We start from the raw sequence: 21,428 nt of genomic DNA, 5'->3' as shown, positions 1-21,428 counted from the left end.
AAGGCGCGACGATGATTAGCGCCACTGATCTGCTATTCACGTACAGCACTGAACACCTGAGGTAAATCCATTACCCCAACAGGGTAGGGCGCTTTTCCATCGCCCCTGACTTCTGGGAGTTCAGCATGAAAGCAATCGTATACAACGCACCGCGCGACGTCGCCGTCAAGAATGTTGCCGATGCAAGGATCGAGAAACCTACCGATGCGCTGGTGCGCATCACCACCACCAACATCTGCGGGTCCGACCTTCACATGTATGAGGGGCGCACATCGTTCGAGGCCGGGCGTGTGTTCGGCCATGAGAACCTCGGTGAGGTGATCGAGGTGGGGGCCGGGGTGGACCGCGTCAAAGTCGGTGACTGGGTCAGCCTGCCGTTCAACATCGGCTGTGGGTTCTGCGAAAACTGCGAAAAAGGCCTGACAGGGTTCTGCCTCACTGCCAACCCGGGTGCTGCCGGGGCCGCATATGGTTTTGCCGACATGGGGCCCTACCAAGGTGGCCAGGCCGAGCTGTTGCGTGTGCCATACGCTGATTTCAACTGCCTGGTGCTGCCGGATGACGCCCAGGAACGTGAAGATGACTACGTCATGCTTTCGGATATTTTCCCCACTGGCTGGCATGCGACAGAGCTGGCCGGCCTGCAGCCGGGCGAGAGCATTGCGATTTATGGAGCGGGCCCTGTCGGGTTGATGGCGGCCTATTCGGCAATCATCAAAGGTGCCTCCGAGGTGTTCGTGATCGACAACCAGCCGGATCGTTTGAGGCTGGCCGCGCAGCTTGGGGCAACCCCCATCAACGCGGTCGAGCAGAAGGCGGTTGACGAGATCATGAACCTGACCCACGGCAAAGGCACCGACCGGGGATGCGAATGCGTGGGTTACCAGTGCTGCGACAAGCATGGCCATGAAGCGAACTACCTTACCATGAACAATTTGGTTGCCTCGACCAAGGCTACCGGTGGCATAGGCGTCGTGGGTGTGTTCGTGCCAGAAGATCCGGGTGCGAAGAACGACCTGGCGAAGCAGGGCAAGATGGCCTTCGATTTCGGGGCGTTCTGGTTCAAGGGCCAATTCATTCGCACAGGCCAAGCGAACGTGAAGGCCTACAATCGCCGCCTGGCGCAGCTCATTCATCATGGGCGCGCCAAGCCTTCCCAGATAATTTCCCATCGTTTGACGCTTGCTGAAGGCCCCGATGCCTACAAGCACTTTGATGCGCGGGATGATGGCTGGACGAAGGTGGTGCTCAAGCCTGCTGCCTGACTCGCACCCCGATGCTTCCAGGCAAGGAAGCTCGGCGAGGGAGGCGTTCGTCTGGTGTGCTAACTGGCACCTGCTTGAAACAAGCCCCGAACCACCTCCCTCATCCAGCGATTCCCGCTGTCTTGCTGGTAGCGCGCGTGCCAGTGCTGCTTGACCGTGAAGCCCTCCACTGCAAACGGGCAATCGTGCACCTGCAGACCATGCATGTCGGCAAGTGTCTGCCCGATGTGCCGTGGCAGCGTAGCCACCAGGTCGGTCGACCCGACAATCAAGCCTAATCCCAGAAACGCCGGCAGCTCCAGCATTATCCTGCGTTCGATGCCGGCCCGTGCCAGGCCAGCCTCGAGCAACTTCTGCCCGGTCCCGGCACTGATCTGTACATGCCCCTCGCCCTGGTAGCGCGCCACGCTCATGCCTTGGCCCAAACGAGGGTGTTGTGGGTTGCTCAGGCAGACCCAGTCCTGTTCGAACAACACTTGCTGATACATCCCCGCACCCAGCCAAGGCACAAAGCCGATGGCCAGGTCCGCTTCGCCGGACTCCAGCGCGCTTTCGGTGTTGCCATCTATGCGCGCCGCCTCTAGGCGAATACCCGGCGCATGGGTACGCAGGTGGTTGAGGATGCTGGGCAGCAGGGTGATATGGCTGGCATCACTGACGCACAGGCGAAAGCGACGCTGGGCCGTGGCCGGAACGAATTGCGGCTCCCAGGTAGTCAGGCGCCGCAGCGATTCCAGCACCTCGCGGCATGGCCCGATCAACTGGTCTGCCCGCGGGGTAGGGGCCATGCCCCCGGGGGTGCGCACGAACAGCGGGTCGTTCAGTTCTTCACGCAAGCGCCCCAACCAGATACTCACGGTAGGTTGACTCTGGCCGAGCTGTTCAGCGCTACGGGTCACGCTACGGCAGTGATAAAGCACATCGAACAGCTGCAGCAGCTTGGGATCAGGCAAGGCATCGAGCGTGCTCATTATTGCGAAACTCAATAAGTGTATTGAGGCCATTGTATAGCCGAAATAAGCCTCGCTGCATAAGGTGGTCGCAAACCACAGGAGGTCAGCGATGTGAAAATCTGCATTCTGGGCGCCGGCGCCCTGGGTTGCGCCATTGGTGCGGCCTTGAGCGAGGCGGGGCACGAAACCTGGCTGTTGAATCGTGGCCAGGCGCATGTCGAGGCGATGAATTTGCGCGGGCTGCGGGTACAGGATGAACGCGGCGAGCGGCAGGTCCGGGTGAAGGCGGCTTGCGACGCAGCAACCGTGGGCGTGGCCGACCTGGTAGTGGTGCTGGTCAAGTCGTTCCACACCAGCGAGGCGATTGCCGGTGCCAAGGCGCTGATCGGGCCGCAGACGCTGGTGCTATCGCTGCAGAACGGTCTTGGCCACGAAGACATCCTGGCCGAGGCCGTGGGGCGTGAGCGGGTATTGGCCGGCAAGACCTACGTCGGTGGCGTGCTGCTGGCGCCGGGTTCGATCCGTGCCGGCGTGGCAGGCAAACACACCGTCATCGGCGAGCTCGACGGCCAACGGACCTCGCGTGTGCAGGCCATCGCCGAGGCTTTCAATGGCGCCGGGCTCGCCACCACGGTCAGCGACAACATTCTCGGCACCATGTGGGACAAGCTGCTGGTCAACGTCGCGACAGGCGCGCTCAGCGGCATCACCATGCTCAGTTATGGCCAGCTGTACAGCGAGCCGCTGCTGGAAAGCACCGCCAAGGCAGCGGTCAGCGAGGCCATCGCCGTCGCTGAGCGGGCCGGCATCCGCCTGAGCCTCACCAGCCCGGACGCTGCGTGGTGCCTGGCAGCTGAAGGCCTGCCGGCAAGCTTCCGTACCTCGATGCTGCAGAGCCTGGAAAAGGGCTCGGTCACCGAGATCGATTTCATCAACGGCTCCGTCGTGCGCTGGGGCCAGCGCCACGGCGTGGCTACGCCGGTCAACGCGACCCTGGTTGCCTGCATCAAGGGTATCGAGCGCGCCATGGCCGATCAGCAGAAGGGAAGTAATCCATGAGCCAGCCGAAAGCCTACCTTGAACACGTTGCGTTCTGGGTGCGGGACATCCAGTGGCACATCCGCTTTTTCAGCGAGGTGTGCGGCATGACCATGCGCGAGATGCAGGGTGACGCCGAGCAGCCTGCGCAGTACTGGACCCTTGGTGGCCTGCAGTTCATCCACCAGCCTGACTTTGCCGGCCCGGAAGGGCGCATGGCACACCTGGGCATCATGTGCGAGGACCTCGAAGCCGCGTTGGCCGCCGCACAGCGGTTCGGCGTCAGCGAAATGCCTCAGGGCCGCAACTGGCTGCGCCTGCCTGACGGCCTGGCGGTCGAGTTCATTCAGGCATTGCCGGCGAAATGCGTCGCCCAGGCACTGGCCATCGATCCACGTGCAGAGGTGGTGGCATGAGCGTGGTGGAAAAATACTGGGACGATGCCTGCGAAGGCGATGAATGCATCAGCCCCACCTACACCGTTACCCGCGAACGCATCCTGGCCTACGCCGAACTCACCGGCGACCACACCCCGGTGCATGTCGACGAGGCGTACGCCAACGCGAGCCACTTCGGCTGCCTGGTTGCCCATGGCCTGTTCGGCCTGTCGATCGCCGACGGCCTGAAGACCCAGTGCGAATACCGCTTTGTACCGGGCATGTCGCTGGGCTGGACCTGGGACTTCGTGCTGCCGATCAAGGTCGACGATGTGCTGCACGTGCGCATGCGCGTGGGGGCGATGCGCCCGAGCGAAAGCCGACCGGGCTGGGGCATCGTGGTCTTGCCGTCGGAGCTGATCAACCAGCATGGCGAAGTCGTGCAGCGTGGCGAGCACCGGCTGATGGTGCCGAGGAGAGTGCAGGCATGAGCCAGGCATTGCCATTGGCGGGTATTCGCGTCATCGACTACAGCCACTTCCTGGCCGGGCCCTATGTGGGCCGCTGCCTGGCAGCACTGGGCGCCGAGGTGATCAAGGTCGAACGGCCGGGCAGCGGCGATGCCGGCCGCCAGCACGCGTTTACCCTTGATGAACAGCAGAGCGGTTACTTCCTGCAGCTGAACATGGGCAAGCAGGGCGTCAGCGTGAACATGAAGGACTCGCGTGGCAAAGCGTTCATGCAGCGCCTTACCGACTCGGCCGATGTGTTCATCGAAAACTATCGCCCCGGCGCCCTGGACAAGCTGGGCCTGGGCTATGCCGAGCTGTCAGCGCGCAACCCGCGTCTGGTGTACTGCTCCATCTCCGCCTACGGCCATACCGGCCCGGATGCCCACCGCGCCGGCTTCGGGCTGATCGCCGAGGCCAAGAGCGGGATCATGCAGATGGTCGGCGTGCCGGGCGAAGCGCCGCCGTTGCTGCGCATTTCCCTGGGCGACATGTACACCGGCATCCATGCCGTGGCGGCGATCAACGCGGCGCTGCTGGGCAGAGTGAACAGCGGCCGGGGTCAGCACATCGACATGGCCCTTTACGACACGCTGGTATCGATGCATGAGTATGCGGTGCAGTGCTACACCTTGTCCGACGGCACCGTCCTGCCCGAGCAGACCGGCCATGACATGCCCACCTCCACCCTGTACGGCGTGTTTCGTGCGGCTGATGGCGACCTGGTAATCGCCGCCCAGGTCGACGACGCCTGGAAGCGCTTTGCCGCGATGCTCGAAGCCAACGGTGGCCCGCCCGGGTTCGGCAGCGACAGCCGCTACCACAGCCTCAATGGCCGCAACGCCCACCGTCAGGCGATCCTGGCCGTGGTGCGTGACTGGGTCGGTGCGCGCCGGGTAGCCGACATCCTGCAATTGCTCGATGGCATCGACATTCCCAGCGCCAAGGTGCAGCGCATCGATGAGGTCGTGGCTGACCCGCAGATCCAGGCGCGCAACATGGTCATCGAGCAGCAGCACCCGCGCTACGGTACCTTGCGCCTGCCCAACCTGCCGTTCCGCTTCTCCGAGTGCGACACCACGATCCACCAAGTGGCCCCGGACCTCGGTCAGCACAATGCCGAAGTGGCCGCCGGCCTAGGTTTCAGCCCTGAAGAAATCACCGCCATGCAGGCAGACGGTGTGCTGTTCACCCATGGAGATGCACGATGAGCGACCGCTATGCAGTGATCGGCCGACCGATCAACCACACCAAGTCCCCGTTGATTCATGGCCTGTTCGCCCAGGCCAGTGGCCAGTGCCTGGAGTACGGCGCCATCGAGGGCGAGCTCGAGGGCTTCGAGGCCCAGGTGCTGAACTTTCGCAACGATGGCGGGTTGGGCATGAACATCACCGCGCCGTTCAAGCTGCGCGCCTTCGAGTTGGCCGACCAGCGCAGCGAGCGCGCACAGCTGGCGCGGGCGGCCAATGCATTGAAGTTCGAGGATGGCCGTATCTTTGCCGAGAACTTCGACGGCATCGGCTTGCTGCGGGATATCGAGGAAAACCTCGGTGAACCACTGGCCAATCGGCGGGTACTGTTGCTCGGCGCCGGTGGCGCGGTACGTGGTGCATTGCTGCCGTTCCTGGAGGCGGGGCCAAGCGAACTGGTGCTTGCCAACCGTGACATGGCCAAGGCGCTCAGCCTGCGCAACGAACTGGACCACCCAAGGCTGCGCATCAGCCGCTATGAGGAACTGGAGGGGCAGTCCTTCGACATCGTGGTCAATGCCACCTCCGCGAGCCTCACCGGCGAGCTGCCGCCGCTACCTGAAGGTGTGCTGGGCGAGACGCGGCTGGCTTACGAGCTGGCGTATGGCAAAGGCCTGACGCCGTTCCTGCACATGGCCAAGGCGCAGGGTGTGGCGCGCCTGGCCGACGGTGTCGGCATGCTGGTCGAGCAGGCGGCGGAGGCTTTCGCCTGGTGGCGCGGGGTGCGGCCTGAAACCCGTGCCGTGATCGATCGCCTGACCATTCCGCTGGAGTAGGATCCCGCTCCTATGGAACTCCACATAACGCCTTGATTTAGCGGGGACCCTGTGAGAGCGGGTTTACCCTAGTGCCAGTCAGTTGAGCGATTTGGGGCCGCTTTGCAGCCCATCGCCGGCAAGCCGGGCTCCCACAGGTACGGCGCAGACCTCAAGATTTTCGCGGTCCCTGTGGGAGCCCGGCTTGCCGGCGATGGGCTGCGCAGCAGCCCCAAAAGCTACGGGCCTTTTGATTTTGCACAGTTTCAGATTAATGTAGAGGTACAAACATATTGTGTTGAGTACTCTACATGATCCACTGGTCGCTACTGATCCTCGGATTGCCGACGGCCAATGCCACCGAGCGCATGCGTGCCTGGAGAAGCCTGAAGGCCTCCGGAGCCGCAGTGCTGAGGGATGGTGTTTACCTGCTGCCCGAACAATGTGCGGGTCGGGAAGTTTTCGAGGCAGTCGAGCGTGACGTGCTGGCTATCAACGGCACCGCATTTCTCCTGTCGCTGCCTGAGCGTGAAGAGCGCTTCAGCAAGCTGTTCGACAGGAGCGACGAGTACGCCAGCCTGATGGAAGAAATTGCAGGCTGCAGGGCCGAGCTGGCGCCAGAGAATGCGCTGCAGACCGCACGGCAGGTGCGCAAGCTCAGAAAGGCCTTCAGCCAGTTGGCGGCGACCGATTTTTTCCCGGGCGTGCCCAAGGCACAAGCCGATGCGGCGCTGCAAGAGCTCGAAGCAGCGATTGGCCGCGCACTGTCTTCCGATGAGCCGAGTGCCCACGACGAGGCGATCACCCGACTGGAACGCAACGACTACCAGGGGCGCCTTTGGGCCACCCGCAAGCGCCCATGGGTGGATCGGCTGGCATGTGCCTGGTTGATTCGTCGCTTCATCGATGCCGACGCTCGATTCATCTGGCTGGACAGGCCTGAAGACTGCCCGGGCGATGCGCTGGGCTTCGATTTTGATGGGGCCAGGTTCAGCCATGTCGGCCAGCGGGTGTCCTTCGAAACCCTCATCGAGAGCTTTGCCCTACAGCAGCCGGGCCTGGCCCGCTTGGCCGCGGTCATTCACTACCTGGATGTGGGAGGCAACCAGCCCTCGGAAGCACCAGGTATCGAACGTGTCCTCGCGGGCTTGAGACAAAGCATTGGCGATGACGATCAACTGACAACGGTCGCCGGGGGCATCTTCGATGGCCTTCTGACGGCTTTCGCGAGTGAGGAAGCGCAAAATGGTTGATAGCACCTCTGCAGTGGGCGAACAGCCACCATCGCAAGCGGTTCAGCGGCCGGTCGGACTGTTCGAAGCATTCCTGTTCTGGCTCAAGCTGGGCTTCATCAGTTTTGGTGGGCCCGCCGGGCAGATCTCGATCATGCACCAGGAACTGGTCGAGCGCCGGCGCTGGATCAGCGAGAAGCGGTTCCTGCACGCGCTGAACTACTGCATGTTGTTGCCAGGCCCCGAGGCACAGCAACTGGCCACCTACATCGGTTGGCTCATGCACCGCTCCTGGGGTGGGGTGATTGCCGGCGTATTGTTCGTATTGCCCTCGCTGTTCATCCTGATTGGCCTGTCCTGGGTCTACATCGCCTTTGGCGAGGTCCCGGTGGTGGCGGGGGTCTTCTACGGCATCAAGCCTGCAGTCACGGCCATTGTCGTCCACGCGGCTCACCGGATCGGCTCGCGCGCGCTGAAGAACGGCTGGCTGTGGGCCATTGCCGCAGCGTCGTTCGTGGCCATCTTCGCCCTCAATGTGCCGTTCCCGTTGATCGTGCTGGTTGCCGGTATCGCAGGCTATGTGGGCGGTCGCTTCGCCCCCGGCAAATTCGTGATCGGTGGTGGTCATGGGGCTGCCAGGAACAGCTACGGCCCGGCCCTGATCGACGACGACACACCAACGCCTGAGCATGCGCGTTTTCGGGTGGGGCATTTGCTGCGTCTGGTGCTGATCGGCGCAGTACTGTGGACCTTGCCCATGGGGCTGTTGACACTGGCGTTTGGCTGGGCCGGCACCCTGACGCAAATGGGCTGGTTCTTCACCAAGGCCGCACTTTTGACCTTCGGTGGCGCCTACGCCGTCCTGCCCTATGTGTATCAGGGCGCCGTCGGGCATTACGGCTGGCTGTCACCCACTCAGATGATCGATGGCCTTGCCTTGGGAGAAACCACGCCAGGACCATTGATCATGGTGGTGGCTTTCGTCGGCTTCGTCGGTGGCTACGTGCATCCGATGTTCGGTGAGCAAAACCCGTTCCTGGCCGGTGCAGTCGCGGCCAGCCTCGTCACCTGGTTCACCTTCCTGCCGTCGTTCCTGTTCATCCTCGCCGGTGGCCCGTTGGTGGAGTCGACCCACAACGAGATGAAGTTCACCGCACCGCTGACGGGGATCACGGCCGCGGTCGTGGGGGTGATCCTGAATCTCGCCATGTTCTTCGGCTATCACGTGCTCTGGCCAAAGGGTTTCAGTGGGGCGTTCGACTGGCCTTCGGCGTTGATCGCCATTGCTGCCGCAGTGGCCCTGTTCCGCTTCAAGCGTGGCGTGATCCAGGTACTGTTCAGTTGCGCCTTGGCCGGCGTGGCGGTCCATATGTTGCGTGGTTGATACCGGTTGCCGGCCGACATCGTCGGCCGGCTTGTCACGAATCAGAAGGTGTAGGTCACCCGCCCGAAGTAATACCCGCCGGTAAAGCCATAGGGCGAGTACACCCCGTATCCCTTGACCATGGTCTTGCTGCTCGGTGCCTGGCGCTCGGGGTAGATATCGAACAGGTTGCGCGCCCCGATCGCCACCTCCAGGTCCTTGGTCAACTGGTAGCCTGCATCCAGGTCGGTGATCCAGCGCGCCTTGTACTCGCGGTCCAGCGAACGGTCGTTGGCGGCATTCACCTCGCGCCAGGATCCGTAGCGGGTCAGCCCCAGGTTGACCCGGTAGCGGTCCAGGCGCCAGTTGCCGCCAAGGATCAGCTTGGTGTGCGGTTGCACCTCGGTCAGCAGGTTGCGCGCCTGGCGATTCATCAGCTCATAGGGCGTGCCAAGGATGTTCACGCTCTGCTTGTAGTCGAGGATCTCGGTGTCGTTCCAGTTGAAGGCCGCCGTCCACTTCACCGTCCCGGCACCACCCAGGTCCTGGTCGTAGCTGCCCACCAGGTCCAGGCCCTTGGTGCGGGTATCGGCGCCGTTGGTGAAGTACTGGCCGCCCGAGGTCGAGTCGATACCGTTGGCGAGCAGGGCCTGGGTGACCTCGGGGCCGAGCAGGGTCCCGGTGAGGGTGATGCGGTCGCGCACGTTGATCAGGTAGGCATCGGCAGTGAAGGCCAGGCGCTCGCCGGGCTGCCAGGCCAGCCCCAGGCTGTAGTTGGTGGACTTTTCCGGTTTCAGTGGTTCGGCGCCCAGCGCCTTGGCGGCGGCCGAATCCACCGGCAGCACGCCGTAGTTGATCGACTGGTACACGCCGTCGACCACGCCGTAGGTGGTGGAGCGGGCGCTGAACAGGTTGTTGGCCAAGGACGGCGCGCGGAAGCCGTTGCTCACCGTCGCCCGCACGGCCAGTTCGGGGGTCAGCTCGTAGCGGGTGGTCAGCTTGCCGCTGCGGGTGGCCCCGATGTTGCGATCATAGTGCTCGTAGCGCAGGGCAGCGCCCCAGTACCACTGCGGCAGCGGGTTGAAACCCACGTCCAGGTAACCGGCGTAGCTGTTGCGGCTGGCACTGGCGGCCTCGGCCGGGGAGATGCCGTTGGTGACCTGGGCGCCGGAGGCGGCGCAATTGCCGGGCGCCTTGCAGTAGCCGCCGTCGGCCCAGCTGGCCCAGTCGCCAGCCTGCACCTGGTAGGTATCGCGGCGCTGTTCCAGGCCCCAGGAGAAGTCCAGCGGCTTGGTCAGCCCAACCTCGAAGCTGCGGCGCAGGTCGAGGTTGCTGGTCAGTTGCGAGCTGACCCAGGTGCCGGATTCGAAATGGTTGGGCGTGGCCTCGCCCAGTGACGGGTTCTGGTTGTTCCAGGTGCCCTGTTCGGCCTCGTTGCGCCCGTAGGTACTGGACAGGTCCCAGTCCCATTCGCCGGCCAGGCCCCTGGCGCCAAACGCCGCCTGGTAGTCGTATTCCTCGATGTACCAGGTGGGCGTGTAGCCCGAGGGGCGCCCGTTGGGCCCGGTGGTGATGGTGTTGACGATGGTCGGCAGGCGGAAGTTCTGGCCCTGCTCGGCCTTGCGGTACGACCAGGTGCTGAACGAGTAGAGCGTCAGGTCGTCCTGCAGCGGCAGTTCGGCGTTGTAGCCCAGGGTCAGAAGGTTGATCTTCGGCGTGCCATAGCCGCCGTAGGTAACCTTGCCGGCGCGGTCCAGGGCTTCGGCCTGGCTGTAGCCATTGGCGCTGGCCTTGTTGTCGTCGTTCTGGCTGCGGGCGTCCAGTGCCAGCTGGACGATGCCGTCGCGGCCGATCTCGAAGCCCTTGTTCAGGCTTTGCTGCACGGTCTGCTTCTTGCCGTCGTAGCCCTGGCCTGCGGTGGTCACGGCGGTGCCGCTGGCGTCGGCCTTGAGGATCACGTTGATCACCCCGGCGATGGCGTCGGAGCCGTATTGGGCGGCCGCACCATCACGCAGCACCTCGACATGGTCGATGGCACTGATGGGCGAGGTCGGCGGGGGCAGCGCCGGCGTTGATGCCGCTGATGTTGAGCGTAGCGCTGGTATGGCGGCGCTTGCCGTTGACCAGCACCAGCACCTGGGCGGCGTTGAGCCCGCGCAGGTTGGGGGCGCGGGCCATGCCGCTGGCGTCCCAGCCGGTCTTTTCCGGCAAGGTCAGCGACGGCACGCTGGCGCTGAGGGCTTCCATCAGGCCGGGCTTGCCGGTTTCCTGCAACTGCTTGGCGCTGATCACGTCGATGGGCACCGGGCTGCTGGTTACGGTGCGTTTCTCGCTGCCACGGTTGCCGGTGACGATCACCGTGCCCAGGGCCTGGGCGGCGGGTTCCTCGGCCAGGCTGGGTGCGTTGTGCAGCCCGGCGGCCAGGGCCACGCCGAAAAAAGAGGCAGTTTTAAAAGCTGGCTTCATGCACGCAGTTCCTTGTCTGGCATGGCTGGCGCACTTACGGCGCCTTGGCCGCGATCGCGTCGATTTCCACCAGCGCGCCCGGCAATGGCAGGGCAACCACCTGGATGGCGGTGCGGGTCGGTGTACGGGGTTGCTCGGCGGTGGCGAAGAACTCGGTGTAGGCCGCCTGCAGCCCGGCGAAGTCGAGGGCGCCGCCGTTGGCTGGGTCGCCTACCAGGAACACCCGCAACTGGACGATGTCGCCAAGGTCCAGGCCCTGGCTGCGCAGCGCCGTGCGCAGTTTGTTCAGCACCGAGCGGGCCTGGGTTTCGGTGTTGCCCAGCGCCGCAACGCTACCCTTGGGCGCCTTTGGGTCGGCCACGTCCGGCAGGGTGCCGCTGATGAAGGTCAGCTGGCTGCCGGCCGGTACCGTGACCAGCTGCGAGATGGGGAAGTTCGAGCCGGGTGGCGCGACGCGCTTGATGCCGTCGGCGTGGGCGTTGAGGGTGAGCGACATGAGTACTCCGGCAAGCAGAAGAAGACGAGGCATGGGGGTGGTTCCTTGCAGGTCAGGCGGCAACGCCGCGGGTGGTCTGGCTGGCGTGTTTGGCAATCAGGCCGACCACCCGGCGGGCGGACTCGGCGGCACTGTTCTGCCAGATGCCCACGCCGCCATGGGCCAGGGCGTCGCTGGCCAGCCAGGTACGCCCCTGGGGCTGGTTGAGCAGGTCGTAGCCGGGCTGGGCGACTTCGTCATGGACGATCCACGGCGCTTCGCTGAAGGGGATCTTCGACCAGTTCACCACCACCGGCCTGGCCAGCTTGTGGCTGTGGCCCGGGTGCAGCGATTCCACCGCCTGGCGCGAGGAGGCGACCTGGGCCTGCAGCGGCTTGGCGGCAAACTGCTGGGCCACCGCGCCCGTGTTGTAGGTGGCGACCAGCACACCCTGGGCGCTGTTGAGGTGATCGCTGGGGTACCACAGGGTGCGGGCTTCGTGGTTGATGTAGCTGAGCCCGCCATAGATCTGGAAGTCGGTTTCCCAGAAGCGCGGCGACTGCCAGGCCACCTTGTTGGCCTTGTCGCCTTCGGCGCTGGCGATGGCCTGCCTGAAGGCCTTGTCGAAGTTGTTCGGCAGCTTGGCCAGCAGCGGCAGGGGCAGGGTGACGATGGCGTAGTCGGCCTGTTCGATGTGCTGCTGGCCGCTCTTGCGGTCGCGCCAGACCACCTTGGCACCGTTGTCACCGGTATCCACCCCCAGCACCTCGGCGCCCAGGCGCACGCTGTCCTTGACCTGGCGATAGAACGCCTTGGGAATCTGGTCCATGCCACCGACCGGCTGGAACATGGTCGAGGAGAACTCGGGGATTTCGTCGAACACCAGCGGCAGTAGCAGGTTGCTGTCCAGCAGCTGGTCTAGCGGCACCGGCTGGCGCTGGATCGGGGTCTGGTCGCCGGCGCCGGCGAAGCGGGTGTAGCCGGCGCGTACCGAACCGCGGTACTGCTGCTGGCTGTCGAGGTCGCCGTAGACCTTGAGGAAGTCCAGCAAGGCCTTGCGCTGGCTGCTGTCGAGCTCGGCATCGAGGGAGTTGCGGCTGACACTGCGCGCCAGCAGTTCGCTGAAGTGCCCGCGGGTGTCGTTGACTGCCTGGCGCAGCAGCAGCGGTGGGCGAGCCAGGTCTGGTTGGGCCAGGGCGTTGCGGCTGCTGTTGACCAGCACCTGCAGCTCCACGCCCAGCTCACGGCAGTAGCCGAGGATGGTCAGGTGATGGCTGGGCAGGCGCGCGGCGCCGGCGTTGAAGAAGTGGCCCTGGTCGAACTCGACGGTTTGCGAACTGCCGTCGTTGTGCTCGACGCGGTCGCCCTGGCGCAAGGTCCAGACCCGGCCACCGACCCGCTCGCGGGCCTCCAGCACGGTGACCGAAAAGCCGGCCTTGCGCAGCTCGTAGGCGGATACCAGGCCGGAAATACCAGCCCCGACAATCACCACGCGCTTGCCGTTGCCGCCGCTTGCGGCCAGTTGCAGGGGTTGGAAGGTGGCGGCCAGGGCATTCTGCCCCAGCGCGCCCAGGGCTGCCGAATAGCCGCCAATGGCGGCGAGGCGGGTGATCAGGTCTCTACGGGACAATCCCATGTCGCATGCTCCGAGAAGGTTGGGTTCGGATGTGCGCAACGGGCGGATCGAAGGGACGGACCCGACGGCGGCTGGCACAAATCCATTTGCCTCCGCCATGTTGGGGTCGGTTTACAGAACCTAATGGACTTTCACGGTGCTGTGAAAGGCTTTTTGGTTCTATGTTAATTATGTTTATTACTGATAAACCACATCAGTATAAATGCGTAATGCTGATTTTTGAGCGGGGCCTTGTGGGAGCGGCTTTAGCCGCGAACACCGGCGCAGCCGGTGCCATGCACCGTGTTGGATTCTTCGCGGCTAAAGCCGCTCCCACAGGGTACGGGGATCGCTTGCGAACTCAGTTATCTGTCCGACAGTGGGAATCTCCCACAAGGTCCCTGCCAAGGCAACGAAAGGGCCTGCACAGGCGGCAGGGCCTATGCAGAACGCGTACCGCGTCCTGCCTCACGCTGGGCCACCAGCGCGCGGATCCGCGGAATCAGCTCCTGCCCGTACTCCACTGCATCGCGCAATTGCTCGAAGCCACGGAACAGGAAGGTGCTCACACCCAGTTCGTAGTAGGCCAGCGCCGCTTCGGCCACCTGCTCGGGCGTGCCCACCAGTGAGGTGGAATTGCCGGCCCCGCCGCCCAAAGCTGCGATTTCGGTCCACAGCCGGGTATCGTGCACCTTGCGCTGGCCGGCCAGCTGTACCAGGCGCTCGGAGCCGACATTGCTCTTGCCGAAATTCTTCTCGCGGCGGTTGCCCTGGCGGATGCCGATGCGCTGCCTGGCATCGGCCAGGATGCGTTCGGCCCGCGCCCAGGCCTCTTCCTCGGTGGCCCCCAGGATCGGCCGCAGCGACAGGCTGAAGCGGATGTGATTCTCCCGCCCGTGACGGGCCGCGGCCTTGCGCACCTGGGCAATGCGCTCGCGGACCTGCTCCAGTGGCTCCCCCCACATCATGTACACATCGGCGTGTTTCGCCGCGACCTCCACCGCCGCGTCCGAAGCGCCGGAGAAGTACACCGGCAGCTTGCCCACCGGCTTGACCAGGGTCAGGTTGTCTTCCACCCGGTAATGCTCGCCGTGGTGGTCGAACGGTGTGGTCTGCGTCCAGGTGTTGCGTAGTACCTGCAGGTATTCGTCGGTGCGGGCGTAGCGGGCGTCCTTGTCGAGGAAGTCGCCGTCGCGCTGCAGGTCGCCGCTGTCGCCGCCGGTGATCACGTTGATCGAGGCGCGGCCGCGGCTGAGCTGGTCGAGGGTGGCGAACTGGCGAGCGGCGAAGGTTGGCGCCTGGAACCCGGGGCGGTGCGCCACCAGCAGGCCGATGCGCTCGGTCAGCGCGGCTACGTAGCTGGCCAGTATCATCGAGTCCGGCGCGCTGGTGTTGACTGCCAGCAGGGCCTTGTCGAAGCCGGCGTATTCCTGGGCCTGGGCGAAGGCCTTGATGAAATCAAGGTCGACCAGCGGGCCGCGCGGGGCCTGTGATTCGCTGCTTTCCTGGGGGCCGATGAGGCCGATGAATTCTAGGCTCATGCAATGGAACTCCTTTTCGTGTGGGGCGGATTCAGGCAGCTGCGATCTGCCCGCGACGCAGCGTGTTGCGGTTGGTCGGAACGCTCAGGCCAAAGCTGTCGCGCAGGGTGCTGCCGCTGTATTCGCTGCGCACCAGGCCGCGCGCTTGCAGCAGGGGCACCACCAGCTCGGTGAAATACTGCAGGCCATCGGGTAGCAGCGAGTTGATGATGAAGCCGTCGGCAGCGCCGTCTTCGAACCAGTCCTGCAAGGCGTTGGCGACCTGCTCGGGGGTGCCGGTGAAGTCGCGTCTTGGGCGCGAGAAGCGCAAGGCCAGTTGGCGCAGGCTCAGGCTTTCGTCGCGGGCCAGTTGCTTCAACTGGTCGGCGGTGCCCTTGTGGCTGTTGTCGCCGAGGGTGCCCAGGTCGGGGAACGGTGCATCCAGCTCGTGCTGGCTGAAGTCATAGTCGTTGAACGGGCGGCCGAGGGCGACCAGGGCGTCCTCGATGCTCACCAGGTCGACGGCCTGCTGGTAGCGGCGCTCCACCTCTGCTTCGTCGCGGCCGACGATGGGGCGGATGCCCGGCAGGATGAACAGCTGGTCCGGGTCGCGGCCATGGCTTGCGGCGCGTTGCTTCAAATCCTGGTAGTAGGCGCGTGCATCGCTGAACGACTCGGGGTTGACGAAGATCGCATCGGCGTTCTGCGCGGCGAAGTTGCGCCCGTCCTCCGACACACCGGCCTGGAAGATCAGCGGCTGGCCCTGGGGCGAGCGCTGGATGTTCAGCGGGCCCTTGACCTTGAAGAACTCGCCCTTGTGGCCCAGGGTGTGCAACTTGGCCGGGTCGAAGAATTCGCCGCTCTGCTTGTCGCGGGTGAAGGCGTCGTCTTCCCATGAGTCCCACAGGCCCTTGACCACCTCGACATGCTCGCGGGCGATGCGGTAGCGCACGGCGTGGGGCGGGTGCTGGTCCTTGCCGAAGTTGTCGGCGGTGCCCGACAGCCATGAGGTGACCACGTTCCAGCCGGCGCGGCCGCCGCTGATCAAATCCAGCGAGGCGAGCTGGCGGGCGACCTGGAACGGTTCGGTATAGCTGACCGTGACCGTGGCCACCAGGCCGATATGGGTGGTGACCGCCGCCAGTGCCGAGAGAATGGTCAGCGGCTCGAAGCGGTTGAGGTAGTGGGGGCTGGAACGGGCATGGATGTGCAGGCTGTCGGCGATGAAGGCGAAATCGAACTTGGCCGCCTCGGCCAATTGCGCCTGCTGCTTGTAGAAACCGAAGTTGACGCTGGCGTCGGCCAGCGCCTCGGGGTGGCGCCATTCGCCCCAGCCGTGGCCGACACCGTGGATCATTGCGCCGAGATGGATCTGTCTTTTGCTCATGTTCAATACCTCTTGCCAGATAGGCCTCAATGTCTGATCCGCGCGGCACGCCCGTGCCGCACGGCAAAACGGTCAAACCGCCACGGGCAGCACGCTGCGCGAATGCCCGGGTATCGCCTCGATCAGCGCCCGCGTATAGGCGCTGGCCGGTTGGCCGAACACCTGCACCGCCGGCCCTTGCTCGACCACCTGGCCGCGCTGCAGCACCAGCACCTGGTCGGCCATGCTCGCCACCACCGCCAGGTCGTGGGAGACCAGCACGTAGGCCATTCCCAGCTCGCGCTGCAGCTCATCCAGCAGGGCGAGGATCTGCGCCTGCACCGACACGTCCAGCGCACTGACCGGTTCGTCGAGCAGCAGCACCTCGGGCTCCAGGGCCAATGCCCGGGCGATCGCCACGCGTTGGCGCTGGCCGCCCGACAGCTCCCGGGGCAGGCGGTCGAGGAAGTGCACCGGCAGGTGCACCCGCGTGATCAGTTCACGGGCCCTGCGCTCCAGGGCCTCGCCCTTGAGCAGGCCGAACGACACCAGCGGTTCGACGATGCTGTCGAACACGGTGAAGCGCGGGTCCAGCGCGGCGAACGGGTTCTGCTGCACCAGCTGGATGCGCCGGCGCAGGGGGCGGAACTGCCGCCAGCTGCAGGCACTGACGTCCACGCCAGCGAACTCCACCCGCCCGTGGCTGGGCTTTTCCAGCCCGAGGGCGATCCGCAGGGCGGTGCTCTTGCCTGAGCCCGACTCGCCGACGATGGCCAGGGTCTGCCCGGCATGCACCTCAAGGTTCAGGTCATGCAGGGCGGTGAAGTGGGCATCCTGCCCGGGCAACGCGAAGTGCTTGCCGACGTTGCTCAGGCGCAGCAGCGCTGCCTGGCCCCTCGGCGCGCCAGGCCTGCGCCGTGGCACGAAGGCCGGCGCGGCGTTGAGCAGGTCGCGGGTGTAGGGCTGCCGTGCGCCCCAGAGGATCTGCCTGGGCGTGGCCTGCTCGACGAGCTCACCCTGTTTCATGACCAGCAGGCGGTCGGCGCGGTCGCAGGCCATGCCCAGGTCATGGGTGATGATCAGCAGCGCGATGCCGCGCTCGGCCACCAGCCGTTGCAGGTGGTCGAGGATGCGCCGCTGCACCGTCACGTCCAGCGCGCTGGTGGGCTCGTCGGCGATGATCAGCCGCGGCTCGCCGGCCAGGGCGATGGCGATCAGCACCCGTTGGCGCATGCCGCCGGAAAGTTCATGGGGATACTGGCGGGCGCGCAGCGCCGGGTCGTCCAGGCCGACCTGGGCCAGCAGTTCCAGCACCTCGGAATCCACCGTCGGGTAGCGTCGGCCGCGAGCCAGCAGCAAGGCCTCGGCAATCTGCCGGCCGATGCGCAGGGTCGGGTTGAGGCTGACCATCGGGTCCTGCGGTACCAGGCCGATGGTGCGCCCGCGCAACTGGCGCCGGGTACGCTCGCTGGCCCGGGCCACATCCACGCCGTCGACCCACAGCTGGCCCTGCTCGATGCGGGCATTGCCCGGCAGCAGGCCGAGCAGGGCGCTGGCCAGGGTCGACTTGCCCGAGCCGGACTCGCCGACGATGGCCAGCGTCTCGCCCTGGGCGAGGCTGAACGATAGCCGGCGCAAGGCCTGGATGGGTTGCCCGGCGAAGGTGTAGCTGACACTCAGGTCGCGGACCTCGATCAGGGGGCGCTGGCTCATCGGGCATGCTCCTCGGCGCTGCGCGCCAGGTGGTTGAGGCTGAACACCACGGCCACCACGAACAGCCCCGGCAGCAGGGAGACCCAAGGGGCGGTGATCAGGAAGTGGCGGCCGTTGGCGATCAGCGTGCCCCATTCCGCCGCCGGCGGCGCCGCGCCGAAGCCGAGGAAGCTCAGCCCGGCGGTGGCCAGGATGGCGGCGCCGAAGTCCAGGGTGGCGAGCACCGCCACCGGGCCCCAGGCGTTGGGCAGCACATGGCGCAGCAGTGTGCGCGCCCAGCTGGCACCGCCCAGGCGGGCGGCCTCGACATAGGGCAGGGTCTTGATGCGCAGCACTTCGGCGCGGGTGGTGCGGGCAAAGCCCGGGATGATGCCGACGCCCACGGCGACTGCCACAGGCACCGTGCCGAAGCCGATCGCGGTGACGATGGCCAATGCCAGCAGCAGGCCGGGCAGTGCCAGCAACACATCGATCAGGCGCATCAGCGCCGCGTCGACGCGCCCACCGGCAAAGCCGGCCAGCACGCCCAGGCCGAGGCCACCGAGCAAGGCGATGGCCACCGCCAGCAATGCGGCCAGCACCGACAGGCGCGCGCCATAGACCACGCGGGTATACAGGTCGCGACCCAGCTCGTCGGTGCCGAACCAGTGCACCACGCCGGGGGCGCTGAGCTTGTCGGCGGGCGAGGTGGCGTAGGGGTCGAAGCTGGTCAGCAACTGCGGGGCCAGTGCCGCGAACAGGGCGAACAGCACGATCAACAGCGCCAGGCTGAAGCCGGGCCGGCGCAGTAGCGGGAGCAGGGCCTGCCGGGCGCGCTGCAGGTGCGTGCGCCGCTTCCAGGCGCTGGCAGGATGTGCCACCTCGCCCGTGGGCTGGGTGTCGATCGGGGACAGGGAAAGGTCGATGGTCATCTCAGCTCACCTTGGCCGTGTGGGTGATGCGTGGGTCGAGGTACGGGTAGAGCAGGTCGACGATCAGGTTCACCACCACGAAGGCGGTGGCCGATACCGCGACGATCGCCAGCACCACCGGGATGTCCTGGCGCAGCACGGCCTCCTGGGCCAGGCGGCCGACGCCGTTGCGCGAGAAGATGGTTTCCACCAGCACCGCGCCGGATACCGTATTGCCGACCTGCAGGCCGATCAGGGTCAACAGCGGCAAGGCCGCGTTGCGCAAGCCATGGCGCGCCTGCACCTGGGCCCGGCTCAGGCCCTTGGCGAAGGCGGTAGTGATGTAGGGTTCCTGCCACACGCCCTGAAAGCCGCGCTGCAGCACCTGGGCGTACACCGCGGCGCTGGGGATCGCCAAGGTGATCGCCGGCAGCACCAGGCTGGCCAGGCCCTGGCTGCCGGTGGCCGGGAACCAGCCGAGGGCGAAGGCGAATACCTGGATCAGCAGCAGGCCCATCCAGAACACCGGCACCGAGAAACCCAGCGACGGCAGGCGTGCCAGGGCGGTCTTCAGTGGCCGCCATTGCAGGTAGGCGGTCAGGTAGGCCAGGCCGACCCCGGCCAGCAGCGACAGGGCGATGGCCGCGCCGGCCAGGGCCAGGGTCTGCGGCAGGCGCTCGGCCAGCAGCGCAGTGACCGGCCGGCCCAGCGACAGCGACTGCCCGAGGTCACCGTGCAGGGCGCGCCACAGCAGGTCGAAGTACTGCTCGAGCAGCCCCTTGTCCAGCCCGTAGTAGGCACGGGCCTTGGCCAGGTCCTCGGGTGACAGGCCATCGGCCTCCATGCCCGAGGCGCTGAGCATGATCGCCAGCGTGTCGCCCGGCAGCAGGTAGAGGATGAAGTAGGTGATGGTGTAGGCGCCCCACAGCACCAACAGGGCCTGGCCGATGCGGCCGATCAGGTAGCGTTTCATGGCTGGCCGACCTGGATGTCACTGAGCAGCGCGAAGCCTTCTGCAGTCCAGCGGAAGTCCTTGACCCGCGGCGCGGTGGCGGCTTGCCAGACGCGCTCGTACAGCGGGAACGCCGACGCCTCGTCGACCAGCAGGTCCTGCAGCTGGCCGTAGGCCTGGGCCCGTTGCGGGGCGGCGGTGGCGGTGATGCCGCTGTCGAACAGCGCCTGGGCCCTGGCCAGGGTGTGCGGTTCGTAGGTGTTGGTGGCCAACGTGGTGCTGCTTGCTGCCCGCGGGTCGAGGATGGTCTGCAGGATGATCGGGTCGGCGCGGGTCATGTAGGTGGAGGTCAGGTCGTAGTTGCCGGACGCGTTCCCGGCCACCCATTCGGCGCGGGTCAGCACATTGAGCTTGAGGTCGATGCCGACCTTGCGCAGCTGGTCCTGCACCAGCACGTCACCGGCGCTTTCGGCCGGGGTCAGGTTGTAGCGCAGGGTCAGGCGCTGGCCGTTCTTGTGCCGGTAGCCGTCCTCGCCCTTGTGCCAGCCGGCGGCCTCGAGCAGTTGCTCGGCGCCCGTGGGGTCATAGGCGAGCTTGTCGGCCTGGGGCTTGAAGTACGGCGTGGTGACGTCGTAAACGCCACTCACCACCGGGAACGCGGCGTTGTACACGGTATGCGCGTAGCTGGTGCGGTCGATGGCCTTCTGCAGTGCCAGGCGCACCTGGCGGTCGGCCAGCAGGCGGTCGTTGCGGGTGTTGGGGTAGAGGTTGAGCGCCGGGCCCGGCAGCGAGCGGCTCTGGATGGTCGCGCCCTTGGACTGGAACAGCTTCAGGTCGACTTCCGAGAACGGGTTGCGCGGCCACAGGATGTCGGCCTTGCCCTGCAGGAACAGGCCGTTGCGCACGCTTTCCTCGGGGATGTAGCTGATGTCCACGGCATCCAGGTGCGCCGGGCCCTGGTTGTGCATGTTGGCTGATGGCCAGGCGTAGTCGGCGCGCTTGACCAGCCGGGCGCCCACCTCCGGGGTGTAATGCTCGAGGATGAACGGGCCGGTGCCGATGATGTTGCCCAGTGAGCGCGCCTGGGCAGTCAGCTTGTAGGAGGCCGGCGCAAGGATGGCCAGGTTGGTGGTCGAGGTGGCTTGCAGGAAACCGGCGTTAGGTTTGGCCAGGACCAGGCGCACGGTGAAGTCGTCCAGCACCTCGGCGTGGTCATAGCCGGCCAGGTAGGTAGCACCGAAGGTGGCCGGCAGCTGCGTGGCGAAGGCCTTGTTGCTGTCGAAGGCGGTTTTCACGGCGTGGGCGTCGAAGCGTTCGCCGTTGCTGAAGGTGACGTCCTGGCGCAGCTGGAAGGTGTAGCTCAGGGTATCGGCACTGACCTCCCAGCTTTTTGCCAGCCAGGGGATGATGCGGCCGGTTTGCGGGTCCTGGTCGGTCAGGGACTCGGCCACGTTGCGCAGCAGCACGCGGTGCTCCAGCCAGTAGACCTGGAAGGGGTCGACGCTGACCAGGGTGGTGTTGTCGCCCCAGAAGGCGATGCTCAGGGTGTTGCTGGCCGAGGTGTTGTCGGCTGGGGAGCAGGCGGTCAGGGCCAGGGCCAGGGAGCCGATGGCGAACAGGCGGTGCAGTGGGGGCATGGGATGGTCCTTCATTGAATTGGGGTTATCTGTGCCGGCCTCTTCGCGGGTA

17 protein-coding genes and 1 pseudogene are annotated in these 21,428 nt (G+C 65.7%); 8 read left to right on the top strand and 10 right to left on the bottom strand.

Annotated elements, in window-relative coordinates:
- Positions 1–125: 125 nt before the first annotated feature.
- The gene (locus ABX298_RS25425) at positions 126–1,265 is read left to right on the top strand and encodes a glutathione-independent formaldehyde dehydrogenase (protein ID WP_367393844.1); all 1,140 of its coding nucleotides are present in this window, start codon (positions 126–128) and stop codon (positions 1,263–1,265) included.
- Positions 1,266–1,324: 59 nt separating this feature from the next.
- Here the strand turns inward: ABX298_RS25425 and ABX298_RS25420 are convergent, their stop codons facing one another.
- Positions 1,325–2,236 carry a LysR family transcriptional regulator gene (locus ABX298_RS25420; protein ID WP_367393843.1) on the bottom strand — a complete coding sequence of 304 codons (912 nt, stop codon included), beginning with the start codon at positions 2,234–2,236 and terminating at the stop codon, positions 1,325–1,327.
- A gap of 93 nt (positions 2,237–2,329) precedes the next feature.
- Here ABX298_RS25420 and ABX298_RS25415 point away from each other — a divergent pair, with 93 nt between their 5' ends.
- The 7 genes from ABX298_RS25415 to chrA all read left to right on the top strand — a co-directional run bounded on the left by ABX298_RS25415 (position 2,330) and on the right by chrA (position 8,763).
- Positions 2,330–3,277: a ketopantoate reductase family protein gene (locus tag ABX298_RS25415; RefSeq protein ID WP_367393842.1), complete on the top strand. Its 948-nt coding sequence runs from the start codon at positions 2,330–2,332 to the stop codon at positions 3,275–3,277.
- Positions 3,274–3,672: a VOC family protein gene (locus tag ABX298_RS25410; protein WP_025339475.1), complete on the top strand. Its 399-nt coding sequence runs from the start codon at positions 3,274–3,276 to the stop codon at positions 3,670–3,672. The genes ABX298_RS25415 and ABX298_RS25410 overlap by 4 nt, the downstream gene beginning before the upstream one ends.
- Positions 3,669–4,124 carry a MaoC family dehydratase gene (locus ABX298_RS25405; protein WP_367393841.1) on the top strand — a complete coding sequence of 152 codons (456 nt, stop codon included), beginning with the start codon at positions 3,669–3,671 and terminating at the stop codon, positions 4,122–4,124. Before ABX298_RS25410 ends, ABX298_RS25405 begins: the two co-directional genes overlap by 4 nt.
- Positions 4,121–5,353: a CaiB/BaiF CoA transferase family protein gene (locus tag ABX298_RS25400; protein WP_367393840.1), complete on the top strand. Its 1,233-nt coding sequence runs from the start codon at positions 4,121–4,123 to the stop codon at positions 5,351–5,353. The genes ABX298_RS25405 and ABX298_RS25400 overlap by 4 nt, the downstream gene beginning before the upstream one ends.
- Positions 5,350–6,168: a shikimate dehydrogenase gene (aroE, locus tag ABX298_RS25395; RefSeq protein WP_286100034.1), complete on the top strand. Its 819-nt coding sequence runs from the start codon at positions 5,350–5,352 to the stop codon at positions 6,166–6,168. Before ABX298_RS25400 ends, aroE begins: the two co-directional genes overlap by 4 nt.
- Positions 6,169–6,458: 290 nt before the next feature.
- Positions 6,459–7,400 carry a chromate resistance protein ChrB domain-containing protein gene (locus ABX298_RS25390; RefSeq protein ID WP_367393839.1) on the top strand — a complete coding sequence of 314 codons (942 nt, stop codon included), beginning with the start codon at positions 6,459–6,461 and terminating at the stop codon, positions 7,398–7,400.
- Entirely contained in the window at positions 7,393–8,763 is a 1,371-nt protein-coding gene (gene chrA, locus ABX298_RS25385) for a chromate efflux transporter (protein ID WP_367393838.1), read from the top strand. The genes ABX298_RS25390 and chrA overlap by 8 nt, the downstream gene beginning before the upstream one ends.
- A gap of 41 nt (positions 8,764–8,804) precedes the next feature.
- Here the strand turns inward: chrA and ABX298_RS25380 are convergent.
- From ABX298_RS25380 to ABX298_RS25340, 9 genes and pseudogenes are all read right to left on the bottom strand, one after another.
- A pseudogene (locus ABX298_RS25380) lies at positions 8,805–11,208 on the bottom strand (TonB-dependent receptor plug domain-containing protein).
- Between the two features lie 34 nt (positions 11,209–11,242).
- On the bottom strand, positions 11,243–11,737 hold the full coding sequence (locus ABX298_RS25375; RefSeq protein WP_025339468.1) for a RidA family protein: 495 nt from the start codon (positions 11,735–11,737) through the stop codon (positions 11,243–11,245).
- 19 nt (positions 11,738–11,756) lie between these two features.
- Entirely contained in the window at positions 11,757–13,319 is a 1,563-nt protein-coding gene (locus ABX298_RS25370) for an FAD-dependent oxidoreductase (RefSeq protein ID WP_075045457.1), read from the bottom strand.
- A 419-nt stretch (positions 13,320–13,738) separates the two neighbouring features.
- Positions 13,739–14,839, bottom strand: a complete 1,101-nt coding sequence (locus ABX298_RS25365; protein WP_367393837.1) for an LLM class flavin-dependent oxidoreductase — start codon at positions 14,837–14,839, stop codon at positions 13,739–13,741.
- 31 nt (positions 14,840–14,870) lie between these two features.
- The gene (locus ABX298_RS25360; RefSeq protein ID WP_075045455.1) at positions 14,871–16,205 is read right to left on the bottom strand and encodes an LLM class flavin-dependent oxidoreductase; all 1,335 of its coding nucleotides are present in this window, start codon (positions 16,203–16,205) and stop codon (positions 14,871–14,873) included.
- A gap of 72 nt (positions 16,206–16,277) precedes the next feature.
- Entirely contained in the window at positions 16,278–17,897 is a 1,620-nt protein-coding gene (locus ABX298_RS25355) for a dipeptide ABC transporter ATP-binding protein (RefSeq protein WP_367393836.1), read from the bottom strand.
- Positions 17,894–18,808: an ABC transporter permease gene (locus tag ABX298_RS25350; protein ID WP_286100027.1), complete on the bottom strand. Its 915-nt coding sequence runs from the start codon at positions 18,806–18,808 to the stop codon at positions 17,894–17,896. The genes ABX298_RS25355 and ABX298_RS25350 overlap by 4 nt, the downstream gene beginning before the upstream one ends.
- Before the next feature lies 1 nt (position 18,809).
- Positions 18,810–19,760, bottom strand: a complete 951-nt coding sequence (locus ABX298_RS25345) for an ABC transporter permease (protein ID WP_075045452.1) — start codon at positions 19,758–19,760, stop codon at positions 18,810–18,812.
- Positions 19,757–21,376: an ABC transporter substrate-binding protein gene (locus ABX298_RS25340; RefSeq protein ID WP_367393835.1), complete on the bottom strand. Its 1,620-nt coding sequence runs from the start codon at positions 21,374–21,376 to the stop codon at positions 19,757–19,759. The genes ABX298_RS25345 and ABX298_RS25340 overlap by 4 nt, the downstream gene beginning before the upstream one ends.
- Positions 21,377–21,428: the final 52 nt, after the last annotated feature.

Origin of the sequence: Pseudomonas sp. X4, assembly GCF_040784925.1 — a bacterium.
Lineage (GTDB): Bacteria > Pseudomonadota > Gammaproteobacteria > Pseudomonadales > Pseudomonadaceae > Aquipseudomonas > Aquipseudomonas putida_Z.
The sequence above is the reverse complement of the archived record's forward strand: the minus strand, read 5'-3'. Positions and strand labels throughout refer to the sequence as shown.

Excerpts from the sequence above, each read along its gene's own strand:
- ABX298_RS25425 (WP_367393844.1), top strand. The coding sequence starts at position 126 with ATGAAAGCAATCGTATACAACGCACCGCGCGACGTCGCCGTCAAGAAT.
- ABX298_RS25420 (WP_367393843.1), bottom strand. The coding sequence starts at position 2,236 with ATGAGCACGCTCGATGCCTTGCCTGATCCCAAGCTGCTGCAGCTGTTC.
- ABX298_RS25410 (WP_025339475.1), top strand. The coding sequence starts at position 3,274 with ATGAGCCAGCCGAAAGCCTACCTTGAACACGTTGCGTTCTGGGTGCGG.
- ABX298_RS25405 (WP_367393841.1), top strand. The coding sequence starts at position 3,669 with ATGAGCGTGGTGGAAAAATACTGGGACGATGCCTGCGAAGGCGATGAA.
- ABX298_RS25400 (WP_367393840.1), top strand. The coding sequence starts at position 4,121 with ATGAGCCAGGCATTGCCATTGGCGGGTATTCGCGTCATCGACTACAGC.
- aroE (WP_286100034.1), top strand. The coding sequence starts at position 5,350 with ATGAGCGACCGCTATGCAGTGATCGGCCGACCGATCAACCACACCAAG.
- ABX298_RS25390 (WP_367393839.1), top strand. The coding sequence starts at position 6,459 with ATGATCCACTGGTCGCTACTGATCCTCGGATTGCCGACGGCCAATGCC.
- chrA (WP_367393838.1), top strand. The coding sequence starts at position 7,393 with ATGGTTGATAGCACCTCTGCAGTGGGCGAACAGCCACCATCGCAAGCG.
- ABX298_RS25375 (WP_025339468.1), bottom strand. The coding sequence starts at position 11,737 with ATGCCTCGTCTTCTTCTGCTTGCCGGAGTACTCATGTCGCTCACCCTC.
- ABX298_RS25370 (WP_075045457.1), bottom strand. The coding sequence starts at position 13,319 with ATGGGATTGTCCCGTAGAGACCTGATCACCCGCCTCGCCGCCATTGGC.
- ABX298_RS25365 (WP_367393837.1), bottom strand. The coding sequence starts at position 14,839 with ATGAGCCTAGAATTCATCGGCCTCATCGGCCCCCAGGAAAGCAGCGAA.
- ABX298_RS25360 (WP_075045455.1), bottom strand. The coding sequence starts at position 16,205 with ATGAGCAAAAGACAGATCCATCTCGGCGCAATGATCCACGGTGTCGGC.
- ABX298_RS25355 (WP_367393836.1), bottom strand. The coding sequence starts at position 17,897 with ATGAGCCAGCGCCCCCTGATCGAGGTCCGCGACCTGAGTGTCAGCTAC.
- ABX298_RS25350 (WP_286100027.1), bottom strand. The coding sequence starts at position 18,808 with ATGACCATCGACCTTTCCCTGTCCCCGATCGACACCCAGCCCACGGGC.
- ABX298_RS25345 (WP_075045452.1), bottom strand. The coding sequence starts at position 19,760 with ATGAAACGCTACCTGATCGGCCGCATCGGCCAGGCCCTGTTGGTGCTG.
- ABX298_RS25340 (WP_367393835.1), bottom strand. The coding sequence starts at position 21,376 with ATGCCCCCACTGCACCGCCTGTTCGCCATCGGCTCCCTGGCCCTGGCC.